At 67.4% G+C, this 26,025-nt stretch carries 22 protein-coding genes; 6 read left to right on the top strand and 16 right to left on the bottom strand.

From position 1 onward, the window contains the following. Positions 1–130: 130 nt before the first annotated feature. The gene (locus tag ACYX7E_RS05935; RefSeq protein WP_462079651.1) at positions 131–2,239 is read left to right on the top strand and encodes a M13 family metallopeptidase; all 2,109 of its coding nucleotides are present in this window, start codon (positions 131–133) and stop codon (positions 2,237–2,239) included. Between the two features lie 410 nt (positions 2,240–2,649). Further along, positions 2,650–4,665, top strand: coding sequence for a M13 family metallopeptidase (locus ACYX7E_RS05940; protein WP_462079652.1), 2,016 nt, complete (start codon positions 2,650–2,652; stop codon positions 4,663–4,665). A 71-nt stretch (positions 4,666–4,736) separates the two neighbouring features. Here ACYX7E_RS05940 and ACYX7E_RS05945 read toward each other — a convergent pair whose 3' ends face one another. Both ACYX7E_RS05945 and ACYX7E_RS05950 read right to left on the bottom strand, forming a co-directional pair. After that, positions 4,737–5,405: a rhomboid family intramembrane serine protease gene (locus tag ACYX7E_RS05945; protein ID WP_462079653.1), complete on the bottom strand. Its 669-nt coding sequence runs from the start codon at positions 5,403–5,405 to the stop codon at positions 4,737–4,739. Between the two features lie 362 nt (positions 5,406–5,767). After that, on the bottom strand, positions 5,768–6,112 hold the full coding sequence (locus ACYX7E_RS05950) for an MGMT family protein (protein WP_462079654.1): 345 nt from the start codon (positions 6,110–6,112) through the stop codon (positions 5,768–5,770). 47 nt (positions 6,113–6,159) lie between these two features. Between ACYX7E_RS05950 and ACYX7E_RS05955 the strand changes: the two genes are divergently transcribed. Next, entirely contained in the window at positions 6,160–6,570 is a 411-nt protein-coding gene (locus ACYX7E_RS05955) for a hypothetical protein (RefSeq protein WP_462079655.1), read from the top strand. Positions 6,571–6,643: 73 nt separating this feature from the next. Here the strand turns inward: ACYX7E_RS05955 and ACYX7E_RS05960 are convergent, their stop codons facing one another. Continuing rightward, positions 6,644–7,771, bottom strand: a complete 1,128-nt coding sequence (locus tag ACYX7E_RS05960; protein ID WP_462079656.1) for an anion permease — start codon at positions 7,769–7,771, stop codon at positions 6,644–6,646. A gap of 12 nt (positions 7,772–7,783) precedes the next feature. Next, a complete protein-coding gene (locus ACYX7E_RS05965; RefSeq protein ID WP_462079657.1) occupies positions 7,784–8,410 on the bottom strand; it encodes a DUF47 domain-containing protein in 627 nt (208 codons plus the stop codon). A gap of 291 nt (positions 8,411–8,701) precedes the next feature. Between ACYX7E_RS05965 and ACYX7E_RS05970 the strand changes: the two genes are divergently transcribed. Both ACYX7E_RS05970 and ACYX7E_RS05975 read left to right on the top strand, forming a co-directional pair. After that, complete coding sequence (locus ACYX7E_RS05970) at positions 8,702–10,012, top strand: hemolysin family protein (protein ID WP_462079658.1); 1,311 nt, start codon at positions 8,702–8,704, stop codon at positions 10,010–10,012. Further along, entirely contained in the window at positions 9,999–10,658 is a 660-nt protein-coding gene (locus ACYX7E_RS05975; protein WP_462079659.1) for an exopolysaccharide biosynthesis protein, read from the top strand. Before ACYX7E_RS05970 ends, ACYX7E_RS05975 begins: the two co-directional genes overlap by 14 nt. A 103-nt stretch (positions 10,659–10,761) precedes the next feature. Here ACYX7E_RS05975 and ACYX7E_RS05980 read toward each other — a convergent pair whose 3' ends face one another. The 3 genes from ACYX7E_RS05980 to ACYX7E_RS05990 form a co-directional block, all read right to left on the bottom strand. Next, positions 10,762–12,894, bottom strand: a complete 2,133-nt coding sequence (locus ACYX7E_RS05980; RefSeq protein ID WP_462079660.1) for a putative bifunctional diguanylate cyclase/phosphodiesterase — start codon at positions 12,892–12,894, stop codon at positions 10,762–10,764. Continuing rightward, the gene (locus ACYX7E_RS05985) at positions 12,891–13,820 is read right to left on the bottom strand and encodes a phosphate/phosphite/phosphonate ABC transporter substrate-binding protein (RefSeq protein ID WP_462079661.1); all 930 of its coding nucleotides are present in this window, start codon (positions 13,818–13,820) and stop codon (positions 12,891–12,893) included. The genes ACYX7E_RS05980 and ACYX7E_RS05985 overlap by 4 nt, the downstream gene beginning before the upstream one ends. Before the next feature lie 91 nt (positions 13,821–13,911). After that, the gene (locus tag ACYX7E_RS05990) at positions 13,912–14,757 is read right to left on the bottom strand and encodes an RNA methyltransferase (RefSeq protein ID WP_462079662.1); all 846 of its coding nucleotides are present in this window, start codon (positions 14,755–14,757) and stop codon (positions 13,912–13,914) included. Between the two features lie 88 nt (positions 14,758–14,845). Between ACYX7E_RS05990 and ACYX7E_RS05995 the strand changes: the two genes are divergently transcribed. Beyond that, a complete protein-coding gene (locus ACYX7E_RS05995) occupies positions 14,846–15,688 on the top strand; it encodes an inositol monophosphatase family protein (RefSeq protein ID WP_462079663.1) in 843 nt (280 codons plus the stop codon). Between the two features lie 209 nt (positions 15,689–15,897). On the opposite strand, the gene ACYX7E_RS06000 is transcribed toward ACYX7E_RS05995, so the two are convergent. The 9 genes from ACYX7E_RS06000 to queA form a co-directional block, all read right to left on the bottom strand. Continuing rightward, positions 15,898–16,092 (bottom strand): heavy-metal-associated domain-containing protein, encoded by a 195-nt coding sequence (locus tag ACYX7E_RS06000; protein ID WP_462079664.1) that lies wholly within the window; start codon positions 16,090–16,092, stop codon positions 15,898–15,900. Positions 16,093–16,258: 166 nt separating this feature from the next. Continuing rightward, entirely contained in the window at positions 16,259–16,753 is a 495-nt protein-coding gene (gene cueR / locus ACYX7E_RS06005; RefSeq protein WP_462079665.1) for a Cu(I)-responsive transcriptional regulator, read from the bottom strand. Positions 16,754–16,900: 147 nt separating this feature from the next. Further along, a complete protein-coding gene (locus tag ACYX7E_RS06010) occupies positions 16,901–17,179 on the bottom strand; it encodes a glutaredoxin family protein (protein ID WP_462079666.1) in 279 nt (92 codons plus the stop codon). A gap of 56 nt (positions 17,180–17,235) precedes the next feature. Next, positions 17,236–19,779 carry a heavy metal translocating P-type ATPase gene (locus tag ACYX7E_RS06015; RefSeq protein ID WP_462079667.1) on the bottom strand — a complete coding sequence of 848 codons (2,544 nt, stop codon included), beginning with the start codon at positions 19,777–19,779 and terminating at the stop codon, positions 17,236–17,238. A 221-nt stretch (positions 19,780–20,000) separates the two neighbouring features. Then, positions 20,001–20,966, bottom strand: coding sequence for a protein translocase subunit SecF (secF, locus tag ACYX7E_RS06020; RefSeq protein WP_462079668.1), 966 nt, complete (start codon positions 20,964–20,966; stop codon positions 20,001–20,003). Between the two features lie 16 nt (positions 20,967–20,982). Continuing rightward, positions 20,983–22,866 carry a protein translocase subunit SecD gene (secD, locus tag ACYX7E_RS06025; protein ID WP_462079669.1) on the bottom strand — a complete coding sequence of 628 codons (1,884 nt, stop codon included), beginning with the start codon at positions 22,864–22,866 and terminating at the stop codon, positions 20,983–20,985. Between the two features lie 146 nt (positions 22,867–23,012). Further along, a complete protein-coding gene (gene yajC / locus ACYX7E_RS06030; protein ID WP_462079670.1) occupies positions 23,013–23,351 on the bottom strand; it encodes a preprotein translocase subunit YajC in 339 nt (112 codons plus the stop codon). A 218-nt stretch (positions 23,352–23,569) separates the two neighbouring features. Beyond that, positions 23,570–24,685, bottom strand: a complete 1,116-nt coding sequence (gene tgt / locus ACYX7E_RS06035; RefSeq protein ID WP_462079671.1) for a tRNA guanosine(34) transglycosylase Tgt — start codon at positions 24,683–24,685, stop codon at positions 23,570–23,572. A 239-nt stretch (positions 24,686–24,924) separates the two neighbouring features. After that, a complete protein-coding gene (queA, locus tag ACYX7E_RS06040) occupies positions 24,925–25,965 on the bottom strand; it encodes a tRNA preQ1(34) S-adenosylmethionine ribosyltransferase-isomerase QueA (RefSeq protein ID WP_462079672.1) in 1,041 nt (346 codons plus the stop codon). Positions 25,966–26,025: the final 60 nt, after the last annotated feature.

Here is a 26,025-nt window from a genome sequence, read left to right on the forward strand (position 1 = left end):
GCTTTGTGAAGGCCGCCCTCACGTCTTCACATGACCTTCGACACCCTCAGCTGCACGGACGGAGGCGTAGAGTGCCGCCACACCGCCGGGCGACCGTGTCGCCGGCTCCCCTTTTCGATGGAGTGATTCCGTGCGCGCCCAGGTCCCCAAGATCGTGTTGCTGTCCCTGTCCGTCTCGCTCGCGCTGGCCGCCTGCCAGCGCGATGCCACGCCCCCCGCGGCTGCAACCACCGCCTCGACGCCTGCGGCCGACGCCAAGGCGATGACGCTCGATGAAAGCAAGCTGCCGCCCTACAACCAGTTCCAGATCGGCGACCTCGACACCAGCAAGAACGCCTGCAGCGACTTCGGCGGCTACGTCAACGGCAAGTGGCTGGCGGCGAACGCGATCCCGGGCGACCGCACGTCGTGGGGTGCCTTCGAAATGCTCGACGAGCGTTCCACCGCCGTGCAGCACCAGCTCGCGCAGCAGGCCGCGGACGACGCCAATGCCGACGGCGTCGAGAAGCTGGTCGGCGATTTCTGGGCCACCGGCATGGACGAGGCGAAGATCAATGCCCAGGGCATCGAACCGCTGAAGGCCGAACTGGCCGCCATCGACGGACTGACCGACACCACGTCGATCGCCGACTGGCTGCGCAGCACCGCCGCCAAGGGCCAGGGCTTCCTGTGGGGGATCGGCGCGATGCCGGACTTCAAGGATTCCTCGGTCAACATCGCCGCGACCGGCCAGGGCGGCCTCGGCCTGCCCGACACCACGTACTACACGGCGGCCGACAAGGCCGGCATCCGCGACGCCTATGTCACCCACATCGCCAAGGTGCTCGAACTGTCGGGCACGCCCGCGGACCAGGCCAAGACGCAGGCCGCCGATGTACTGAAGTTCGAAACCCGCATCGCCAAGGCGTCGAAATCGCGCGAGGAGTTCTCGCGCAACGTCGAGCTGTACTACAACCCGATCAGCACCGCCGATGCCGACAAGCTGACGCCGAACTTCCCGTGGACGCGGTTCTTCGAATCGCAGGGCGTCGCGGTACCCAAGACGTTCTCGCTGTCGGTGCCCGCGTTCCACCAGGAAGTCGACAGGATGCTGGTCGACGTGCCGGTCGAACAGTGGAAGAGCTACCTGCGCTTCCATGTCGTCGACGGCGCATCGCCCTACCTGTCGGATGCGTTCGCGCAGCAGAACTTCGATTTCTACAACAAGACCCTCAGCGGCCAGAAGGACATCGAACCGCGCTGGAAGCGTGTGCTCGGCACCGTCGACGGCCAGGTCGGCCAGGCCATGGGCCAGCTGTACGTGCAGGTCGCGTTCCCGGCCGAATCCAAGGCGAAGATGGAAGCCCTGATCAAGAACCTCAGCGACGCGCTGAAGGTGCGCATCGAGAACCTGGAGTGGATGAGCGCCGACACCAAGAAGAAGGCGCTGGACAAGTGGAACACCTTCGAGCCGCGCGTCGGCTATCCCGACAAGTGGCGTGACTGGACCGGCCTTGCGACCAACCGCGACAGCTACATCGGCAACGTCATGGCCGCGACCGAGTTCAACTACAAGTGGGACCTGGGCAAGATCGGCAAGCCGGTCGACAAGAGCGAATGGGGCATGCACCCGCAGACCGTCAATGCCTCGTACAACCCGCTGGCCAACCAGCTGACGTTCCCCGCGGCAATCCTGCAGCCGCCGTTCTTCGACCCCAATGCCACCGACGAGATGAATTACGGCGGCATCGGTGCAGTGATCGGCCATGAAATGACCCACGGTTACGACGACCAGGGCAGCCGCTTCGGACCAACCGGGAACATGGAGAACTGGTGGACCGATGCCGACATGAGCGGCTTCCAGTCGCGCACCGGCAAGCTGGTGGCACAGTTCGACGGCTACAAGACCGCCGACGGCCGCAAGCTCAGCGGCAACCATACGCTGGGCGAGAACATCGCCGATCTTGGCGGCCTGGCCACGGCCTATGACGCAATGAAGAAGGCGGTCGGCGACACGCCCGACCCGATGACCGACCAGCTGACCCGCGACCAGCGCTTCTTCCTGAGCTGGGCCACGGTGTGGCGCCGCAACTTCACGCCGGAAGAGCTGACCAAGCGCCTGGTCACCGACGAGCATGCGCTCGCCGAATTCCGCGCGATCGGCGCGCCGTCGAACCTGCCCGCGTTCGCCGCCGCGTTCTCGTGCAAGGCCGGCGACCCGATGGTGCGTGGCGACGCCCAGAAGGTCGTGATCTGGTAGGAACCAGTTCACGATCTTGCTGCGCTTGCCATCTGGCACGCGTGCGGTGCTCGGTTGCTCATGTACCTCCACGTACACTGCGCTTTCTGCGCGCTCTTCCCCTTGGGACGCACGCCACGCGCCACCTGGCTGCGCTCGCGACAGATCGTGAACAGGTTCCAAGGCCTCCGCGCCGCATCGCGGCATCGGACGCCGCAGGCAGGGAGTCCTCGTCCCCGCCTGCCACCACAGAAGGCCCGGCACTGCCGGGCTTTCTGCCGTCTGCGGGCCGCAAATGCGGATCGCGACTACGGACGGTTCGCCACTGCACGTCCCGGACAGCGACGGCATTCAGGGACGGCATTCAAAGTTCGTCGCGCCGGGCTTGCTAGAATCCGGCGATTACTTTCCCGGGACTCCACATGCCGTCCATGCCGTCCAACCGACCGCTTGCCATCGCCCTGCTTGCCGCCAGCCTGACGCTGGCCCTGATGCCGCTCGATGCCGACGCCCAGCGTCGCCGGGCCGCCCCCAAGCCCCCGCCGGGGCCGACCGCATGCACGGACTTCTACGGCTTCGTCAACAAGGACTGGCTGACCGCCCATCCCTCCGCCTCGGGCAGCCCGTCGATGTCGGTGCTGGCCGAACTGCAGCAGCGCACGCTGCAACAGCAGCAGGACCTGCTGGACGCCGCGATGCAGGCGCCGCAGAACGACATCCAGAAGCTGCTCGGCGACTTCTGGGCCAGCGGGCTCGACGAGGCCGCGGTCGAAGCCGATGGCGCGCAACCGATCGCCACGCTGCTGTCGCGCATCAACGCGATCCGTCGCGCCAAGGACATCGCGCCGACGATCGCCGCGCTGCATCAGGTCGGCATCCCGGTCGCCTTCAACTTCAGCGCCGACCTCGACCTTGCCAACCTGGATCGCCACATCGGCTACTTCAGCGAAGGCGGTCTCGGCCTGCCCGACCCGGCCTACTACACGCGCACCGATGAAGACACCCGGGCCCTGCTGGGCCGCTACACCGACTACGTCAAGCGCATCCTGCAGCTGACCGGCACGCCGGAAGCGCGCCTGGCCGCGGAAGCGCAGCAGGTCATCGACCTGGAAACCCGCATCGCCGGACTGTCGCGGCCGATCCTGTCGATGCGCGACCCGCGCACCAACTACGCGCTGGTCCCCACCGACGGCTTCGCCAAGCAGTACAAGAACCTGCGCCTGCAGGACTTCCTGAAGGCCCAGGGCGTCACCGACCCCAATGTCTCGCTGGCCAACACCCAATTGTTCACCCAGCTCGATGGCTGGGTCGGCTCGCTGAAGGCCGACCAGTGGAAGGCCTACCTGCGCTTCCAGGTCGGCAACGCGATGGCGCCGTACCTGTCGAAGGACTTCCGCGACGCCGAATTCGCGTTCCAGGGCCGCGTGCTGCGCGGCGAGACCCAGCCGCAGCCGCGCAAGCAACTGGTGCTGGACGCGATCAACCGCGCGGCCGGCCCGATGATGGCGCGCGAGTACGTCGCCAAGCACCTGCCCGAAGCGACCCGCACGCGGGCGACCAGCGTGGCCGAGAGCGTGCGTGACGCGCTCGCGCGCGGCGTCGACCGCAGCCCGTGGATGAGCGAGCCCACCAAGGCCGAGGCGCGCGCCAAACTGGCGGCACTGAAGATCGAAGTCGGCGCGCCGCGCGACGACCTCGACTACACCGTGCAGCCGATGGGCCGCGCGAGCTTCGGCAGCAACATGCTGATCGCCTCGACCTGGCATTTCCGCGAAGAGATGCGCCGCATCGGCCGTGGCAACGCCAGCCGTCGCTGGGACGTGCTGCCGCAGCAGCCGGTACTGGCCTATGACGTCGCCCACAACCGCCTGATCGTTTCGGCCGGCGTGCTGCAACCGCCCGGCCTGGACGCCGGCTACGACACCGCCAGCACCTATGGCAGCTTCGGCGCGCTGATCGGCCACGAACTCAGCCGCGCGATCGACAATCGCGGCCAGTTGGTCGACGCCAAGGGCGATGTCCGCAACTGGTGGACGCCGGCAGACCTGGCCGCGTGGGAAAACGTCTCGGTCAAGGTCGCCACCCAGTACAACGCCTATCCCTACCCGGCCGCGACCGGCACCAACGTTAACGGCTTCCTGACCAAGGACGAGAACACCGCCGACCTGGCCGCCGTGGAACTGGCCTGGGACGCGCTGAACACCGTGCAGCCCACGCTGAGCCCCGCCGAGCGCGAGGCCTTCTTCAAGGGTTGGGCGCTGCTGTGGCGCGAACAGACCTCACCGGAAACCGCCGCCTTCAACGCCACGACCAGCGTCCACGCACCGGGCCAGTGGCGTACCAACGGCCCGCTGGCCAACCAGCCGGCCTTCGCCGAAGTCTTCAAGTGCAAGCTCGGCACCGGCATGGTCCGCAAGGCCGAAGACCAGATCTCGATCTGGCGCTGACGCGATCGCGGCAAACGAAAGGGGCGCCATTGGCGCCCTTTTTTTGGGTCCGCTGCGCATGCCCGGCGTGCCTACATGCGTCGACCACTCTGGAAGCCACGGCCGCGCTTGCGGCCGAACGGCGGTTGCCCGCGCCAGTAGCGGATCAGCAACCAGCCGAACAGCATGCCGCCCAGGTGCGCGAAATGTGCAACGCCCGACTGCGTGCCGGTGATGCCCATCGTCAGCTCGATCAGGCCGTAGACGATCACCAGCGTACGCGCCTTCATCGGGATCGGCGGGATCAGCAGCATCACGCGCTGGTTCGGGAACAACAGGCCATACGCCAGCAGCAGGCCGAACACGCCGCCCGATGCGCCGACCGTGGGATACAGGCCACCGCCCTGCTGCAGCGACATCGACACCACCGCCAGCTGGCACAGGCCGGCACCGACCACGCAGACCAGGAAGTACGTCAGGAAGCGGCGATTGCCCCAGACGTGCTCGAGCTGCGCGCCGAACATCACCAGCGCCAGCATGTTGAACAGCAGGTGCGCCGGGCCGCCGGTGTCGTGCATGAAACCGTAGGTCAGCAACTGCCACGGCATGAACGGCGTCGCGCCCGGCACCTCGACGCCCGAAGGCAGGATCGGCCACAGCATGAACAGGTCCAGCGCGGGCCCCAGCAGCAACTGCAACGCGTAGACGATCGCGTTGATGATCAACAAGGCCTTGGTGACCGGTGGCAGATTGGTGAACATCCAGACTCCTGACTTGCGTTCCTTTTTTGGCGCCGCCACGCCGGCGGTCGCCATCCCTCATCACGCCAACGGCGCATCGCCGCCTTGCAACGGCATGCACCACCCGCGCGACCGGACCACATGCGTCCCGGCTGCCCGCCGGCAGGCCACGGGGCCTGCAATCGCCGGAATGGCATGACGCATGCCTCCATCAACACGCAGGAAGCGCCCGCGACCGGCTAAGAACCTGTTCAAGATCTGTCGCGAGCGCAGCCAGGTGGCGCGTGGTGGAGCGCAGAAAGCGCAGTGTACGTGCAGGTACATGAGCATTTCGAGCACCGCACGCGCGCCAGATGGCAAGCGCAGCAAGATCGTGACAGGTTCTAACGCATGCCGTCCGCAGGCCCCCACAGCATCGCATCGAGGCTGTCGTCGCCACGCGAGATCCTGACCCGGCCGTTCTCAACCTTGACACCTTCGCGCGCCAGCCGGGCGGCCTGCTCCAGGAACTGCGGGCTGCCCTGCGCAAATGCAATGCGGCCGTCGCTGCGCAGCACGCGATGCCAGGGCAGGCTGGCGTCCTCGTTCTGGCTCAGCAGCCGCGCCACCATGCGCGCGCGCCCGGACAGACCCGCACGCCGCGCGACGTCGCCATACCCCGCCACGGCACCTTTCGGGATCGCACGGATCGCCGCAAGGATCCGCTTCTGGGCAGACAGGTCGCTCATCGGCGAATAGGATACCCTTCCGGATGCATTACGACGGACCCTGAACCATGCAGAATTTCGAACAGATCCGCAGTCACCTCGTCGCCAGCGACTTCCGCATCTCGATGCAGGAACCTTACGTGATCTGCATCGAACTCTCGCTCGATGGCGGCCGCCGCCACCAGGCGATCTTCCTGTCCGAACTGCACGACGACGACGCCCGTCATTTCCTGCGCGTCAGCACCGTCATCGCCCCGATCACCGGCATCGACGCGCGCCGCGCCCTGGCGTTCAACTGGGACACCCGCGTGGGTTATCTCGCGCTCGGCGAACTCGATGGCGTGCCGTACCTGCAGCTGTGCGAGAACCGCCCCTACGACGGCCTGTCGGCCGCCGAACTCGGTCGCCTGATCCTGGAGATCGGCGGCATGGGCGATCGCCTGGAGCGTGCGCTGTCGGCGGAAGGCGACCTGCTGTAAGGCCAAGCCCGGCAAACAATCCGGCTCAAGGCGAAACCGGGTCTGCGACGCTCCGGCTTCGCTGGTTTGAGGCTTACGCCCAGCCCATATTGACGAACCAGCGGAACAGTCCGTAGGCGATCGCGCCCGACATCGGGATGGTCAGGATCCACGCCCAGATCATCTTGTGGACCACGCTCCACTTGATCGCGTTCAGGCGCTTGGCGGTACCCACGCCCATGATCGCCGACGAGATGTTGTGCGTTGTCGACACCGGGATGCCCAGCGACGACGCCGCCAGGATCACCGAAGCCGCACTGGTCTCGGCCGCGAAACCATGGATCGGATGCAGCTTGACCAGCTTGTGGCCCAGGGTCTTGATGATCCGCCAGCCACCGGCCGCGGTACCGGCGGCCATCACCAGTGCGCATGTGATCTTGATCCACAGGTCGATGTCGCCCTGCGCCAGCGCCGCGTCGGACGGATGCAGGAACGCCAGCCAGCCCGGCAGGTTGTCGAGGGTGCCGACGCTCTGCGCGCTGGCCAGCGTCAACGCGACGATGCCCATGGTCTTCTGCGCGTCGTTCATGCCGTGCGCGAACCCCATGCCGGCGGCGCTGACGATCTGCGCCTTGCCGAAGAAGCTGTTGACCCAGCGCGGGCGCGCCAGGCGCGCCGGCCAGCCGCCGCTGCGCGCCATCATCGAGATCACGAAGAACAGCACGCCCATCATCAGGAAGCCTGCGGCGAACCCCAATACCGGCGAACTGACCATGGGCACGATGACTTTCCACAGGATGCCGGCGCTCTTGTAAAGCGGCTCGGTCGGCTCCGACCAGATGATCACGTCGAGGTTGTTCATCGCCGCGGCCAGCGCGGCGCCGACCAGGCCGCCGATCAAGGCATGCGACGACGACGACGGCAGCCCGAGCCACCAGGTGATCAAGTTCCAGATGATGCCGCCCAGCAACGCGCACAGGATCAGCTGCGAGCCCACGTCGATGACGCCGGCGTCGATCAGGCCCGACGAAATCGTCTTGGCCACGGCCGTGCCCATCAGCGCACCGACCAGGTTCATGCTGGCCGCCATGCCGACCGCCTGCATCGGCGTCAGCACCTTGGTGGCGACCACGGTGGCGATCGAATTGGCGGTATCGTGGAACCCGTTGATGTACTCGAACACCAACGCCGTGGCGACGACGATCAGGACCAGGGTGAGCATCGATCCCGGCCCCTAGGAGTTCTTCAGCACGATTTCATACGCCACGACACCGGCCTCGCGACAGCGGTCGATGGCCTTTTCGAGGATTTCGAAGAACTCCTTGAGCAGGAACATCTGCAGCGGATCGAGCTTGCCCGAGTAGATGTCCCGGTACAGTTCCAGCATCAGCCGGTCGGCCTCGTTCTCCAGCGAGCGCAGCTGGTCGTTGAGCGCCTTCATCGGCTCCAGCTTCATGTGCCGCAGTTGCTTGACCATCTGCACGACCACCGACGAGGCCTGTTCCAGCATCGCCGCGCGCGGCGCGAAGTCGATGTGCTCCAGGTGCTGGGTCGCCAGCGAATAGCGGTCGGCGAACTTCTCGATCTGCTTGGGGATCTTGTACAGCGCCGAGCCCAGCGCCTCGATGTCCTCGCGCTCGATCGGGGTGATGAAGCTGTCGACCAGGGCCTGACTGATCTTGTTGGAGGTCTCGCGCTCGCGCAGGCGGGCCAGCTTGAAGGCGTCCAGCGCCGGTTGGCGGTCGGCATCCTTGAGCATGCCGTGCAGGGCCTTGGCGCTGTCGTGGGCCGCCGTGGCGGCGTCCTCGAGCAGCGTATAGAACTGGTTGCCCTGGCCGAAGATGGTTTGCAAGGAGAACATGGGAGAGCCTCTCGCGCCGGAACGGCGGATCCAAGAAGGGAATTATGACCGCTCGATGACAATTCACGCCATCGTGCCGGCGACCTGGCCGCCAGACCGGGGTCCGGGAAGGCCCGGCGTGAAGGCCCTGCTAGCCAGCCGGCGCCTGCCGCCTGCTATGATCGCCTCCGCGCCCAAGCGCTGCCGACCCCACATGGACGACGACTCTAGACCGCCGCCGCGATCCAGCCACCGCTCTGCCGGACCTGCCGATCCCCGCCCTGCCCCCTTCCTGACCAGGACCCCACGCTGATGCTGGAGTTCCTGATCGTCCTCGTCCTGATCGCCTGCAACGCGTTCTTCGCGCTGTCGGAAATGTCGGTCGTGACCTCGCGCAAGCCGCGCCTCAAGCAGCGCGCGGCCTCCAGTGCCGGCGCCCGCAAGGCGCTGGAGCTGGCCGAGCACCCCGAGCGCTTCCTGTCCACGGTCCAGGTCGGCATCACCCTGATCGGCATCCTGACCGGCATGTTCGGTGGCGACGCCATCGGCGCGGCGATCGGCGCCTGGCTGTCGGAGACCGTGCCCGCGCTGGGCCGCTACGCCAATACCGTCGGCCTGGTGCTGGCGGTCAGCCTGATCACCTTCCTGACCATCGTCATGGGCGAACTGCTGCCCAAGCGGCTGGCGCTGCTGGCGCCCGAGCGGGTCGCCGCGACCGTCGCGCTGCCGATGCACTACCTGTCCAAGATCGCGACGCCGGCGGTCTGGCTGCTCAGCGTCTCGGTGCGGGCGATGCTCAAGCTGCTGCGCCTCAACAACACCGAGGCCGCGCAGGTCACCGAAGAAGAGATCCGCATGCTCGTCAGCGAAAGCCACGAGCAGGGCGTCATCGACGACGACGAACGCAACATGATGAACCGGGTCTTGCGCCTGGGCGACCGCAGCACCGCCAGCCTGATGACCCCGCGCACGCGGATCGCCTGGCTCGATACCGCCGAAACCCTGGACGACAACCTCGGCGTAATGCGCCAGACGCCGTTCTCGCGCTATCCGGTCTATCGCGCTAGCGATGCCGACGTCATCGGCGTGCTCGAGGTCAAGTCGCTGCTCGACCGCCTCGACCAGCGCTCGCCGGAACTGTTCCGCGATGTCCGCGAAGCGCTGTTCGTCTCGGAGTCCACGCCGGCGCTGAAGCTGCTGGAGATCCTGCGCGAAGAGCAGCAGTCGCTGGCGCTGGTCGTCGACGAATACGGCGAGATCACCGGCCTGGTGACCGTCAACGACGTCATGGAGGCCGTCATCGGCCGCACCCAGAGCGGCGACGGCGCCGATGCGACGCCGCTGATCGTGATCCGAGACGACGGTTCGATGCTGATCGACGGCAGCCTGACGATCGACAACCTGCGCGAAGTGCTGGGCGGCGGCGCGCTGCCCGGCGAAGACGAGCACGACTACCACACCGCAGCCGGCATGACGATCGCGCACTTCGGCCGCATCCCCAACGTCGCCGAACATTTCGACTGGCATGGCTGGCGGATCGAAGTCCTCGATCTCGACGGCCCCCGCGTCGACAAGCTGCTGCTGCAACGCGTTCCAGAAGCGGCCGCCGATGACTTCTCCTGACGCGCCGTCGCCGCAGGCCGAAGGCCCCGGGCGTCGTCGCGAAGCAGGGACGCGCGCCCTGCTCGACGCCCTCGCGCTCGGCGATCCCAACGACACCCTGAAACTGGGCGACCTGCTCGCCGGGCTTGGCCGGCAGATGTTCGGCATGCTGCTGTTCGTCGCCACCCTGCCCGCGTTCATCCCGATCCCGGGCGTCGGTGGCGCGATCGGCGGACCGCTGGTGGTGCTGGTCGGCGTGCAACTGCTGGTCGGCATGCGTAAGCCCTGGCTGCCGCGCTTCATCGCCGAGCGCGGTCCGCGACGCGCCTCGATGCAGATGTTCGACCGCAGGCTGTCTCCGTGGCTCGCACGGTTGGAACGCGTCGTGCGTCCGCGCCTGACCGGCGTGCTCGACCACCGCCTAGCGTCGATGTTCACCGGCCTGCAACTGGTGCTGCTGGGCGTGCTGCTGGCGCTGCCGATTCCGTTCACCAACTACCTGTTCGGCTGCCTGCTGCTGGCGTACGCACTGGCCCTGCTCGAACGCGACGGCGCGCTGCAACTGGCCTCCTGGGCCGGCGGCATCATCGCGATCACCGTGTTCGGGGTGCTCAGCGGCAGTCTCGCCGCAGCCGCCAGCCACTGGATCGGTCGTCTGCTGGGCTAGCTGCCGCGCCACACGCACGACGCGAGAGGCCGTGCCTGCGGCGGCCACAAGCACGTCGCGAACGACCACGACCACGCGCGCACCACAGCGGAGCGCGCTCGCGTCACATCAGCAGGCGCGAGAACTCCTGCGCGGTCATCGGATGCCCCAACCAGTAGCCCTGGGCGAGATCGCAACCGCGCTCGCGCAGGATCACGTACTGGCCTTCCTTCTCGATGCCTTCGGCGACCACCGTGATGCCCAGCGAATGCGCCATCGCGATGATCGCGGTCGTCAGCGCGAGATCGTCGGGGTCGCGCATCAGGTCGGCGATGAAGCTGCGATCGATCTTGACGCCATCCATCGGCACGCGCCGCAGGTGGCTCAGGCCCGAGAAGCCGGTGCCGAAATCGTCGAGCCAGACCTTGACGCCGGCATTGCGCAGACGCGCCAGCAGGCTGCTGACGCGCAGTTCGTCGCCGATCACCGCGGTCTCGGTCAGCTCGACGTGCAGATGGCGCGGTGCCAGCCCGGTCTCGCGCAGGATGTCGTCGACCTGCACCGACAGGTCGCCCGCACGCAGTTGCCTCGGCGAGACGTTGACCGACACGAACAGGTCGGCCGCCATCGGAAAATCGCGCTGCCAGCGGCGCGCGTCGATGCAGGCCGCGCGCAGCACCTGCGGGCCGATCACCTCGATCAGGCCACTCTGCTCGGCGACGTCGATGAACACCGACGGCGCGACCGGGCCGTTCTGCGGATGCTTCCAGCGCAGCAGCGCCTCGGCACCGGCGAGCTTGCCGTCGTTCATGTGGAAGACCGGCTGGTAGACCAGGCTGAGCTCGCCGCGCTCCCAGGCGCCGCGCAGGTCCTGTTCCATGCGCACGCGGCGCTCGACCGCCTGGTCCATCGCCCGGCTGTAGAAGCGATGGCAGTTCTTGCCCGCGACCTTGGCCTGGTACATCGCGATGTCGCCGTTCTTCATCATCATGCCGGCGGTGGACGCATCCTCCGGGAACAGCGTGACGCCGATCGAGATGCCGAGGAACACCTGGCGCCCGTGCACCTGGATCGGATGGCTGAGTTCGGCGATCAGGGCTTCGGCCAGGTTGCTCGACGCGACCCGGACATCGACGACGGGATCGCCCGGGTACTCGACCAGGATCACGAATTCGTCGCCGCCGAACCGCGCCAGCACGGAGTTCTCGCCGCCGAAGCGGTCGACCGTCTCGCGGATGCGGCTGGAGAACTGCATCAGCACTTCGTCGCCGGCATCGTGGCCGAGGGTGTCGTTGACGCGCTTGAAGTCGTCGATGTCCGCGAACAGCAGCGCCAGCTGGCGGCCGGTGCCGCTGCTCTGCACCAGCCGCTGGTCCAGCGTCTCGCGGAACGACAGCCGGTTCGACAGGCCGGTCAGCGCATCGGTGTAGGCCATGCGCCGGATATCGCGGTCATGGCGCACGATGCTGTCGACCATGTGCGCGAACGCGCGCATCAGGTCGCCGATCTCGTCTTTGCGCGCGGTCGGATCGAAGCGCACGTCGAGGTTGCCGGACTCGATCTGGCGCGCGGAATCGGCCAGCAGGCGGATCGGCCGTACCAGCGCACGCTGCAGCACGTAGCTGACCACCAGCGTCAGCGCGCCCAGCGCGGCCAGCAACAGCCCGATCGACAGCAGGTGGCGCTGCGAGATCTCGCGCATGCTCTCGCCCATCTGGCTGACCACGCTGCCCTCGTCGGACTTGACCGAGGCCAGCGAGTAGCCGATGCGCACGCCGCCCAGGCGCTGGTCGCCGATCCGGATCGGCGCCGACGCATCGAACAGCTTGTCGTCGGACTGCATGTGCAGTTCATTGGACGCGACCAGCTCGAAGGCGAACGGATCGGCCATCGGCTGGCCATAGGCGGCGATGTCGCGGCTGCCGTCGTGGATGATCCGGCCTTCGTTGTCGTAGACCAGCACGTAGCTGACATCGGGCAGCTTGGACGCGTTGCGGATCAGCGCGCCGATCGCATCGAGGTCGAAGTAGTACAGCGGATTGACCAGCGCGTCGGCCAGTTGCAGCGTCGATGCCTCGCCGCGCAGCACCAGCCGGTTGACGGCCATCTTGTGCACCGATGTCCTCGTCAGGTTCAACACCTCGCGCTGGGTCTGGTCCTGGCGCATGAACATCAGCGCCAGCACCGCGACGATAACCACCGATGCCAGCGCGGTCAGCAGTACGAACTTGCCACGCAGGCCGGTACGCAGGTTCATTCCACTTCCGCCACGACGCGCGCCACGCCCTTGCCCATGTGATCCAGCTCGCGTCGCGCCTGGTCGTCGATATCGATGAAGCGCGTGGTGCGGAAGAAACTCGCCAGCGCATCGCGCGCGGCCGGATCCTCGTGCGCGGCCAGCAGCAGTTCGCGCAGGCGCTGCTTGACGCGGGCATCCATGTCGCCGCGCACCACTTCCAGCGCGCGCGGATACGGCGCGGTTTCGCGGAAGACCACGAAGTCGCGACGGAACGACAGCGGCACGCGCTGGACGTTGTCCCAGTCCAGGTTGCTCATGACGCCGGCATCGACCAGCCGCTTGTGCACCCACGACGACAGGTTCAACTCGGACCGCGCGAACAGGTAGCCCACGCCGGTCGACGACGAACGGTCCATCGGCGACAGCAGCACTTCCATCGACAGCCCGGCCGAGAGCAGTTCGATCGCCGGGATGAAATAGGCGCTGGTCGACGCGCGGTTCTGGAACGCGATGCTGCGTCCGCGCAGGTCTTCGATGCTGCGGATGCCGCTGTCGCGACGGGTGAAATAGATCGTGTGGTAGCGGCTGACGCCATCGCGCTCGGTGATCAGCAGCGGCTCGGCGCGTGCGCGCTCCTTCAGCAGCATGCCGTTGCCGGAGGTCTCGGTGACCCAGTCCACGCGCCCACGCTTGAGGTAGCTCTGCATCTGCTGGGCATCGCCGGCCATCAGGATGCGGCCCTCGCGGATGCCGAGGTCGGCCATGCGCGGCACCACGTAGTCCAGCAGCGGCTTGAGCTGGTCGTAGTGGGCCTGGGGATCGTCGCTGATCCGCCCCAGCACCAGCACGTGGTGCCCCTCCTGCGCGGGCGACGGGCCGATACAGGCGAGCAGAAGCGCGGCCAAGGCCAACTCCCGACGCCACCTGTTGAAAAGCGCGCTCAACACATCCCAGCCCAAGGTCCCCAAAACGGATTCGAGACTAGCCCAAATCACCGAACCACGACAGCCGCATCGACGCATCCTGCAGACGCCATCAGCTTTTCCCGCGGTCGCCGGCAAGCCGGGCCATGCGTTGTGCATCCGCCAGCACGCCCCGCAGCAACCGCACCTCGCGGACGTCCAGTTCGCCGCGCAGGAAGATCCGCCGCAGCTTGCGCATCGCCGACTCCGGCGCGCGCCCCTTGTGGAAGTCGATCGCGTGCAGGGTCTCGTCCAACTGGCCGAAGAATCCCTCCAGCTGCGCATGGGTGGCGGGGGTGTCGCGCGGGTCCATGTGAGCGTCACCCTCCCCCTCTCCACCGTCGCGCCCGGCATCGGCAGAGCCCGTGCCACGGCAGGTATGTGCCGTCCCCGCCTCCCCGGCCCCGTCTCCGGCCAGCGCGGCGATCCGCAACTCGTACGACAGCACCTGGACGGCGGCCGCCAGGTTCAACGAGCTGTATTCAGGATTGGCCGGGATATGCGCGGCGGCATGGCACAGCTGCAATTCGTCGTTGTTCAGGCCGGTACGCTCGCGGCCGAACACCAGCGCCACCTCGGCGCCGTCGCCAGCCACGGCCAGCACCTTCGCGGCGGCCAGCCGCGGCGACAGTTCGTCCAGCGCGATCCGCCGGCTGCGCGCGGTGCAGCCAATCACCAACCGGCAATCGCCGACGGCTTCGGCTAGGGTCTCGAAGCGCTCCGACGCAGCCAGCACGTCGTCGGCGCCGGCGGCCATCATCACCGCATCGGGATCGGGAAAGCGCTCGGGCGCGACCAGCACCAGGCGCGCGAGCCCCATGGTCTTGATGGCGCGTGCGGCGGAGCCGATATTGCCCGGGTGCTGGGTACCCACCAGCACGATACGGACGCGATTGAGACGTGAAAGATCCTGATCCATGCGGTGAATGGTAAACTGACCGGCCCGACCCCTGCGTCGGACCGTTCTTTCAACCGTCGATCCTTCCCCGCGCCCGGAGACCTCCGCGATGCTTCAACCTGCTGTCAATATCATGGTCAAGGCGGCGCGCGCCGGTGGCAACATCCTGCTGCGGCACATGCACCGCCTGGATGCGCTGAACGTCGTCGAGAAGGACCGCATGGACTACGCCAGCGAAGTCGATGGTCTGGCCGAAGAAGCGATCATCAAGGAACTGCGCCGGGCGCACCCGGAATACGCGATCCTGGGCGAGGAAGGCGGCGCGCAGAAGAGCAGCCGTGGCCCGAGCCGCTACACCTGGGTCATCGATCCCCTGGACGGCACCAGCAACTACCTGCGCGGGTTCCCGCACTGGTGCGTGTCGATCGCCCTGTGCGAGGGCGCCGAGCCGCTGCATGGCGTGATCTTCGACCCACTGCGCAACGAGCTGTTCACCGCCACCCGTGGCGCCGGCACCCAGCTGAACGAGCGTCGCGTGCGCGTGTCCGACCGCAAGGACCTGGGCGGCGCGATGCTGGCCACCGGCTTCCCGCCGCGCGAGCGCTCGCGGGCCCCGGCCCAGCTGGAATGCATCAATGTGCTGCTGCGCGAGGCCGAGGACGTCCGCCGGACGGGTTCGGCCGCACTCGACCTGGCCTACGTCGCCGCGGGACGCATGGACGCCTATTTCGAGGCCGGCGTGCAGCCCTGGGACATCGCCGCCGGTGCGCTGATGGTCCGTGAGGCCGGCGGCCGCGTCTGCGACTTCAAGGGTGCCCCGACCGGACCGCTGCACATCTCGACCGGCAGCCGCCAGCTGATCGCCGGCGGCCTGCGCATCGTGGATCCGCTGCAGAAGGTGATCAGCGCGACCGGCTATGCCGATGCCTTCAACGTCCAGCTGACACCCTGACCTGCGCGCTGCGCGGCCGCTGCCGGGCGGCCGTCACGCAAACTCGCTTGAACGCCGGGCCGCGCCTCCCGCCTTCGCGGCAGGTGTCCGGACATCGCTTCGGGTCGGCGACACGATCGAAAGGTCCGGCCATGCCGCCCCGGCGCCATCCGCAGATCGGCAGCCACGCTGCCTGCGTCAGGGCAGGCTTCAACGCATTCGCCTGTGCATCAAGCCTGGTGCGGATACCCCGCCTCGCGCAATGCGGCGAGGAAGGCTGACTGTTCGACGGCACTGTCGACCCGGACGTCACGGTTGGGCGGGTCGGTTTCGATACGGGCATGGGGATCGACCCCCTGCAGCGCCTTGGTGACGGATCGGGCGCAGCCGCCGCAGGTCATGTTGGGAACATTGAATCGATACATCCTGATGTCCTGTTGATTCGGGGAGTCAGATCAGTATCCGGGTTGCCACCGTGGCAAGGTCAAGCGCCAGCGACGTTTTTCTGCACGCCCGTCGGCGGCATGCCTGCGCGACTCCAATGCCGGTCAGCAGGCTCGATGCGTGCACGCGCCGCCGCATGCGCGCCGCTCAGGCGTGCGTCGGCCTGTTCCCGCGACGGCGTGATGAAACCGGCGTATCGACGCCGAACAAGGGCGCACGGCGCGCGCCCTTCGTCGTTGGCGCGGGGTCGACTTTCGATTCGGCCAGATCCGCGATGATCGGGCAATCCGGCCGGTCGTTGCCGTGGCAATGCGCGGCCAGGTGCTCGAGCGTCTGCGCCATCGCCTGCAGCTCGGCGACTTTCGCCTTCAGCTCCGCCACGTGGGACAGCGCCACGGCCTTGACGTCGGCGCTGGCGCGCTCGCGATCCTGCCACAGCACCAGCAATTCCGAGATCTGCTCGACCGAAAACCCGAGGTCGCGTGCGCGGCGGATGAACCGCAGGCTGTGCGCATCCTGCGGCGTGTAGTTGCGGTAACCCGCATCGGAACGCAAGGCCTTCGGGATCAGCCCAATCTGTTCGTAGTAGCGAATCATCTTCGCCGAGACGCCGGAGAACCTGGCCGCTTCACCAATGTTCATCGTTCCTGCCTCCAAAGAAATCCATGCGATTGTGGCCCAGGCGCGCGCCGACCGTGCGCGACACGCGATCGTCGGCGAGCGTCGCTGCCGGGACCCTGGCAGCGGTCGCCACCCTGCGACGCGCCCGGTTGGTTCTCAGACCGCTGCTCAAACCGCTGCTCCCGATGGCGCCGGCAGGCCCAGCGCGCGCACCAGGCCCGGCTTCTGCGAAACGAACGTTCCGTAGAAGACCTCGTCGCCGACCAGGGTGATCGGCGCGATGCGGACGCCGGTGCGCGCCTTGGCTTCCGCCATGATGTCGGGGCGGGTCAGATCGCGCAGTTCGAACGCGATACCTTCCCTGTCGAGCCAGGCTTTCAGCATCTGGCAATCGGGACAGGTCGGCGTCGAATAGACGATGACGCGCGGGTGGGATACGTCGGGCATGGGAGACTCTTGCTGTATGCAGACGGGGAAAGGACGGCGGGGAACGCCGGCCAGCCTCAGTGATCGTTCGCCACACGCGGCCCATGACGACCTTCGACCGCCATGGGGCCACGGAACCGCTTCAGGCGCAACGCATTCCCCAGCACGAAGACGCTGGACAGCGCCATGGCGGCCGCAGCGAAGATCGGCGACAGCAAGGTGCCGTTGAACGGATACAGGGCACCGGCGGCGACCGGGATCAGCACCGCGTTGTACGCAAAGGCCCAGAACAGGTTCTGCTTGATATTGCGGATCGTCGCCTGGCTCAACGCGATCGCATTGGGTACGCCACGCAGGTCGCCGGACATCAGCACCACGTCGGCCGCCTCGATCGCCACGTCGGTACCGGTCCCGATCGCAAGCCCGACATCGGCCTCGGCGAGCGCCGGCGCGTCGTTGATGCCGTCGCCCACGAAGGCGACCCTGGCCCCCTGGCTGCGGAACGCCTTCAGCGCCGCGACCTTGCCATCGGGCAACACTTCGGCAGCGACCTCGTCGATGCCGAGCTGGCGGGCGATCGCCGCGGCCGTCGCCGCATTGTCGCCGGTGATCATCGCGACCTTCAGTCCCAGCGCATGCAGCGCGCGGATCGCCTCGGGCGTGGTGTCCTTGATCGGATCGGCGACGGCGATCACGGCAGCCAGGCGACCGTCGATCGCGGCATACAGCGGGCTCTTGCCTTGCGCGCCGAGCCGCTGGGCATCCTGCGCGAATTCCGTCACGTCCAGGCCCAGCCGGGTCATGAAGCGATCCGCGCCCACCGCGACGGTCCGTCCGGCCACCGTGGCCGAGACGCCGAAGCCGGGGGTCGCGTCGAAGCGTTCGACCCCAGGCAGGGGGATGCCACGTTGCTGCGCCGCCGCGACGATCGCTTCCGCGATCGGGTGTTCGGAGCGGGTCTCGACTGCCGCGACCAGCGCCAGCACCTCGTCGTGCGCAAAGTCCCTGGCGGGCACCAGGTCGGTCAGCTCCGGACGCCCCTTGGTCAACGTGCCGGTCTTGTCCAGCGCGACCACGCTGACATCGCGCAGCGCCTGCAGGGCCTCACCCTTGCGGAACAGCACGCCCAGCTCGGCCGCGCGTCCCGTTCCGACCATGATCGACGTCGGCGTCGCCAGCCCCATCGCGCAGGGGCAGGCGATGATCAGCACCGCGACCGCATTGACCAGCGCAAAGGTCAGCGCTGGATCCGGACCGAAGACCAGCCAGACAAGGAAGGTCAGCGCGGCCGCCACCATCACCGCCGGCACGAACCACATGGTCACCTTGTCGACCAGCGCCTGGATCGGCAACTTGGAGCCCTGCGCCTCCTCGACCAGGCGGATGATCTGCGCGAGCACCGTATTGGCGCCGATCCTGGTCACGCGGAAACTGAAAGCGCCGGTCTTGTTGATCGTGCCACCGATGACCTCGGCACCCACGCCTTTCGAGACGGGCACCGGCTCGCCGCTGATCATGCTCTCGTCCACATAGGACGCGCCGTCGACGACCTCGCCGTCGACAGCGATCTTCTCGCCCGGCCGCACCTGCACGATGTCGCCCGTCGTCACCTGGTCGAGCGCGATCTCGACCACGCTGCCGTTGCGCTCGACGCGCGCCGTCCTGGCCCGCAGCCCGACCAGTCGTTTGATCGCCTGCGAGGTTTTTCCCTTGGCGCGCGCCTCCAGCGTGCGCCCCAGCAGGATCAGCGTCACGATGACCACAGCGGCTTCGAAATAGACGTTGGCCGTACCCGGCGGCAGCGCGCCAGGGACGAAGGTGGCGACGACCGAATAGCCGTAGGCGGCCGACGTGCCGACCGCGACCAGCGAGTTCATGTCGGGCGCCAGCCGCAACAGCGCCGGGATGCCTTTCTGGAAGAAGCGCAGGCCCGGTCCGAACAGGACCAGGGTCGCGAGTGCGAACTGCAGGTACCAGCTTGTCTGCTGCCCCAGCACGCCCATCACCCAGTGGTGCATGGCCGGCACCAGGTGCGAGCCCATTTCGAGGATGAAGACCGGCAGGGTCAGCGTGGCGGCGACGAGCAGTGCGCGTCGCAGCGCGCGTGCCTCGCGTTCGCGACGCTCGTTGTCCTGGTCACCCGCATCGGTGGTGTCGACGGACAGGCGACGGGACGTATAGCCCGCCTGCTCGACGGCCGCCGCAAGATCGGCCATCGACACGGCCCCGGCCACATGGCGCACACGGGCGCGCTCGGTCGCCAGGTTGACGCTGGCTTCGAGCACGCCCGGGACCGCGGCCAGTGCCTTCTCGACCCGACCGACACAGGAGGCGCAGGTCATGTCCTCGATCGCCAGTTCGACGGTCTCCTCGCGGACCGTGTAGCCGGCGTCGGCGATGGCGCGGACCACGGCCTGCGGATCCGCCGCGCCGGCGAAGGTGATGTCGGCGCGCTCGGTGGCAAGGTTGACCGTGGCCAAGTGGACGCCCGGGACGGCTTTCAACGCGCGCTCGACACGGCCGACGCAGGAGGCGCAGGTCATGCCCTCGACCGGAAGGCTCAGGCGGGAAAGCGAAGAGGTCGGCGTCTGTTCGCCAGGTGGGGCCGCGACGGAAGTCATGGACCTGTCCCTTGGTGTGTGGAGTTGAAGCAAAGCCTAAAGCTTCCCATCGTTGGAATGTCAAGCCCGGGATCATCACAGGGCCTGCCCGGCCGACCCGAGCCGTCTCCCCTCCTCGCGTTGCCGCCGGCAACCGGCTTCTGGGGGCAAAAAAAAGGCCGCACTGGGTGCGGCCTTTCCGGTATGGCGGTCGTCGCGATGCGACGCCTGCGGTCCCTCGATCAGGGACGGCGCGCCAGCGCCGAGTCGTCGCGCGACTTCGGCATCAGGTCCTGCTTGGTGACCTTCAGCACGCCAATGGTCAGCAACGGGCAGGCAACGCAGATCGACGAGATCGTACCGATGACGATACCGATCATCATCGCTTCCGACATGCCCGCCAGCGAACCGCCGCCATAGATGTACAGCGCCAGCACGGTCAGGAACGCCGCCACCGAGGTGATGATCGTGCGCGACAGCGTCTGGTTGATCGAGGCATTGAGGATCGTGATCGGATCGGCGCGCATGCCACGGAAGTTCTCGCGGACGCGGTCGAACACAACGATGGTGTCGTTGATCGAGAAGCCCATCACCGACAGCAGGCCCGCCAGGATCGTCAGGTCGAACTCGCGCCCGGACAGCGAGAACCAGCCGGCCACGATGATGACGTCGCTGAGCGTGGTGATGATCGCCGAGATCGCGAACTTCCACTCGAAGCGGAAACCGATGTAGATCAGGAAGCCGACCAGCACGAAGATCAGCGCGTAGATGCCGTTCATCGCCAGCTCGCGGCCGACCTGCGGCCCGACGAACTCGTTGCGCACGATCTGCGCTGGGTTGTCGGCGGTGGCCGCAGCCGCCAGCACTTCCTGGGCGGTACGGTTGCTGGCTTCGGCATCGGTCTTGCCATCGCGCGGCTGCAGGCGCACCAGCAGGTCGCTGCCGGTACCGAAGGTCTGCACCTGGGCGCCGGCGTAGCCGCTCGACTCCAGACGCTCGCGCACGGCATCGATGTCGGCCGGCTTGTCGTAGCGCAGCTCGATGACGGTACCGCCGGTGAAGTCGAGCGCGTAGTTGAAGCCCTTGAAGACCATCAGGCCCATGGCCGCCACCATCAACAGCACGGTGACGCCGATAGCCACCCAACGCAGGCGCATGAAGTCGATCGACGGCGTGGCCGGGATCAGTCGCAACGGGAAAAGGCTCATGTCTGTAATTCTCCCGTCAGATGGCCAGCGACTTGAGCTTGCGCTTGCCGCCGTAGATCAAGGTTGCAATGCCACGCGACACCGTCACCGCCGTGAACACGGAAGTCAGGATGCCGATGACCATGGTGACCGCGAAACCGCGCAGCGGTCCGGTGCCGAAGGCATACAGCGCAACGCCTGCGAGCAGTGCGGTCATGTTGGAATCGAAGATCGTGCCCGAGGCCTTGTCGTAGCCTCCGGCAATGGCCGTTCGTGGAGGCAGCCCGGCCCTGAGCTCCTCGCGTATGCGTTCGTTGATCAGCACGTTGGCGTCGACCGACATGCCGATCGACAAGGCCAGGCCGGCGAAGCCGGGCAGTGTCATCGTGGCGCCGAACAGCGACATCACCGCGACCACCATCAGCAGGTTCAGCAGCAGCGCGATACAGGTGATGACGCCGAACATGCGGTAGTAGATCGCGAAGAACACCAGCGTGAACAGGAACGCGTACTGCACGGCCTGGGTACCGCGGGCGACGTTCTCGGCGCCGAGGCTCGGGCCGATCACGCGCTCTTCGATGAAGTCCATCGGTGCGGCCAGCGCACCGGCCTTGAGCTGCTTGGCCAGGTCCGCGGCTTCCTCGCGGCTCAGGCCGGTGGTCTGGAAGTCCTTGCCGAACACGCCGCGGATCGTCGACGAGCTGATGACGCGCTCTTCGACGCGCGAGGTGCGCACTTCCTCGCCATTGACGATGCGCACGGTCGGGATGCGCTCGACATAGACGATGCCCAGGCGCTTGCCGACGTTCTCGAGCGTGTGGTCGAGCATGCGCTTGCCGCCCGCGGCGTTGAGCGTGATGCTGACCGCCGGCAGGCCGGTCTGCGAATCGGTCTGCGGGGTCGCGTTGACCAGTTGGTCTCCCGACACCAGCAGGCGCTTGGACAGCAGCAGCGGTTGGCGGTTCTGGTCGTAATAGATGCGCGAATCGGCCGGGATGTTGCCGTCGGCCAGGGCCGCGGCGGCGGCGAGCTCGTCGCCGGTGACGGCGCGGAATTCCAGCGTCGCGGTCGCGCCGATCAGGCGCTTGGCCTCGGCGGTGTCCTGCAGGCCCGGCAACTGGATCACCAGGCGGTCGCTGCCCTGGCGCTGCAGCACCGGCTCGGAGACACCGATCGAGTCGATGCGGTTGGCGATGACGTTGCGGTTCTGCTCGACGGCATCGGTGGCGATGCGGCTGATCTCGCTATCCGACAGGCGTACCAGCACCTGGCGGTCGTTGGCTTCGATGACCGGCGCACCGCCGATGGTGCCGCCGCCGGCACTGCCGCTGAGGCTGCTGAAGATCGCGTCGCGCGCCTTGGCGACATCGGCCGCGTCCTTCACTGCGACACGGATGCTGTGGTCGGGCAGGCGGTCGACCGCGGTATAGGCGATGCGACCATCGCGCAGCGCGGCGCGGATGCTGTCGGAGTACGAGTCCACGCGCTTTTCGATCGCCGCGTTCTGGTCCACCTGCATGACGAAGTGCACGCCGCCCTGCAGATCCAGGCCCAGCGACATCGGCTTGCCGCGCAGCTTGGACAGCCAGTCCGGCACCGTCGGCGCCAGGTTCAGCGCGACCGAATAGTCCTCGCCCAGTTCCGGACGCAGCAGGTCGGAGACCCGGGTCTGCAGGTTGGGATCGTCAAGGCGGACCAGCAGGTGGTCGTCCTCGATCTCGACCCGCTTGGGTACGACCTTGGCGGTCTCCAGCAGGGCTTCCACGCGCTGCTGCAGCGCGGCGTCGACCACGATGCCGCTGCGGCTGGTGGTGACCTGGACCGAGGGATCCTGCTGGTAGACGTTGGGCAGCGCGTACAGCGCGCTGAGCAACACCACGATCAGGATGAGGGCGTACTTCCAGCGGGGAAATTCAAGCATTGAGATAGCCGTGTCGGGCGGAGAGTGGTCGCGGCAGCCGTGCTGCCGCTACCCTCGCCCCCTGCCGCAAGCGGGAGGGGACGGGTCGGTGCCGGGCACGCTGCGTCTGGCGCAGGCCGCCCCGGGGTGAGGGTGCAGCGGACCGATCAGGTCGACTTCAGGGTGCCCTTGGGCAGCACGTTGCCGACCGCGCCCTTCTGCACGCGGATCTCGACCCTGTCGGCGATCTCGACGGTGACGAAGCTGTCGCCCAGCGCGCGCACGACGCCGGCGATGCCGCCGTTGGTGATGACTTCATCGCCCACCGACAGCTTTTCCAGCATGCCCTTGTGTTCCTTGGCGCGCTTCATCTGCGGGCGGATCATCAGGAAGTACATGATCGCGATCAGGATGATCGGGAACGCCAGCGTCGACAGCAGGCTCGGCGAGCCGGCGGGGGCCGCCTGCGCATAGGCGGGGGAAATCAGCAGATCGAGCAGATTCATCGAATGTCCATCCAGCGGAAAAATAGCGGGGGATTATGCCACGGCAGGCCCGGCACGCGGGTCCGCCCGGGTTTGGGGCGGTTCCGGCGCCAGCCGATCGCGATGCGCGTGCCGGTCCGGGCCAGTGGGATGCCACCCCTGCCCCCGCCAGGCTGGATCAGCGGACCCGCCACCGGCTGGATCAGCCGGGCCGGTCTGGGCCCGGTGACGCCATCCGGTCAGCCCTGCCCCACACGCGCGGCATGGAAAGACTCCCGGAAGGCCGAAAAGGTTCCCGCCGCGATCGCGGCGCGCATGCCGGCCATCAAGGTCTGGTAGTACCACAGGTTGTGCAGCGTCCCCAGCATCGGCCCCAGCATCTCGCCGCAGCGGTCCAGGTGGCGCAGGTAGGCGCGGGTGTATCCGCCGCTGCAGGCATAGCAGCCGCAGCCCTCCTCGATCGGCCGCAGGTCGCGCTCGTACTTGGCATTGCGGATGCGCACCGTACCGGTACTGGTGAAGAAATGGCCATTGCGGGCATTGCGGGTCGGCATCACGCAATCGAACATGTCGATGCCGCGCGCCACCGACTCCACCAGGTCCTCGGGCCGGCCGACGCCCATCAGGTAGCGCGGGCGATCCTGCGGCAACTGCGGACAGGTATGTTCGAGCATCGCGTTGCGCTCGGCCTCGGGCTCGCCGACGGCCAGACCGCCGACCGCGTAGCCGTCGAAACCGATCTGGCTGAGCCCGGCGACCGATTGCGTCCGCAGGTCGTGGTGCACGCCGCCCTGGACGATGCCGAACAACGCGGCATCGTTGCCTTCATGCGCGCGCCGGCTGCGTTCGGCCCAGCGCAGGCTCAGCTCCATCGACTTGCGCGCGACCTCGTGCGTCGCCGGGTACGGCGTGCATTCGTCGAAGATCATCACCACGTCCGAGTCGAGCACCTTCTGGATCCGCATGCTCTCCTCGGGCCCCAGGAACACCTTGGCGCCATCGGTCGGCGCGGCGAAGGTCACGCCCTGCTCGGTGATCTTGCGCTTGTGCGCCAGCGAGAACACCTGGAAGCCGCCGGAGTCGGTCAGGATCGGACCGTCCCAGCGCGTGAAGCCGTGCAGGCCGCCATGCGCCTCGATGACCTCGAGGCCGGGCCGCAGGTACAGGTGGAAGGTGTTGCCCAGGATCATCTGCGCGCCCAGCGCGCGGATCTGGTCCGGGAGCACGCCCTTGACCGTGCCGTAGGTGCCCACCGGCATGAACGCCGGCGTCTCCACCGTGCCGCGTGGAAAGGTCAGGCGGCCGCGACGCGCGACGCCATCGTTGGCCAGGAGCTGGAACTGCATTCGGGACATGTGGGACCGGGAGATCGGGAAAGGAGGAGATCGGCAAGGTGGATGCGATGTCGCGATGCCGCCAGCGCGGGACAGGCGACCCAGAACCTGTTCACGATCTGTCGCGAGCGCAGTCAGGTGGCGCGTGGCGTGCGTGCCGGTGAAGAGCAGGCAGAAGCGCATTGTACGTGCGGGCACATGAGCAACCGAGCACCGCACGCGCGCCAGATGGCAAGCCCAGCAAGGTAGTGAACAGGTTCCTAGGACTCCCGGCGCTCGCCGCTCCACAGCAGCATCGCGTCGCCATAGGAGAAGAAGCGATAGCGTTCGCGCACCGCATGCGCGTATGCGGCGAACACACGGTCCTTGCCGGCGAAGGCCGAGACCAGCATCAGCAACGTCGATTCGGGCAGGTGGAAATTGGTCAGCAGCGCGTCGACGCTGCGGATGCGATAGCCGGGGAAGATGAAGATCTGGGTCTCGCCCGCGAATGGGTGCAGCTCGCCCTCGTGCATCGCGCTTTCGAGCGCGCGCACGACCGTGGTCCCGACCGCGATCACGCGACCGCCGGCTTCGCGGGTCTGGCGCACCTGCGCGACCAGCTCGGCACCGACGTTCAACCACTCGCTGTGCATCGTGTGCTCGCGGACGTCGTCGACGCGCATCGGCAGGAACGTGCCCGCGCCGACATGCAGGGTCACGTGGCCGAAGTTCACCCCGCGCTCGCGCAGGCTGGCCAGCAGGGGCTCGTCGAAATGCAGGCCCGCGGTCGGCGCCGCCACGGCCCCGAGCTGGCGCGCGAACACGGTCTGGTAGCGCTCGGTATCGTCGCTGCCCGGCTCGCGCCGGATGTACGGCGGCAGTGGCAGGCGGCCGGCCTTGATCAACCAGGACTCCAGCACGTCGCCAACGTCGAAACGCAGCCGGTAGAACCCGCCGTCGCGCTCGAGCACCTCGGCCTCGCCGCCAGCATCCAGGGTGATGCGCATGCCCGGCCGCGGCGGCTTGCTGGACCCGATCTGCGCACGTGCCTCGTTCTCGGGCAGCAGGCGCTCGATCAGGATCTCGACCCGGCCGCCGGTTTCCTTCTGCCCGAACAGCCGCGCGGGGATCACCCGGGTGTCGTTGAACACCAGCAGGTCGCCCGGCTGCAGCAGGCCGGCCAGATCGCTCACCTGGCGATCCGACAACGGCTCACCGGCCGGCGGGACCAGCAGCAGGCGACTGGCCGAGCGCTCGGCCAATGGCGCCTGCGCGATCAGCGCGTCGGGCAGTTCGTAATGGAAATCGGACTTCTTCACGGGACGCAGGAAGGCGGCAGGGCTGGCTATTGTAGTGACATGGCGGTGAGGGCCGGCCCG

It is taken from the genome of Luteimonas sp. RIT-PG2_3 (assembly GCF_054902115.1).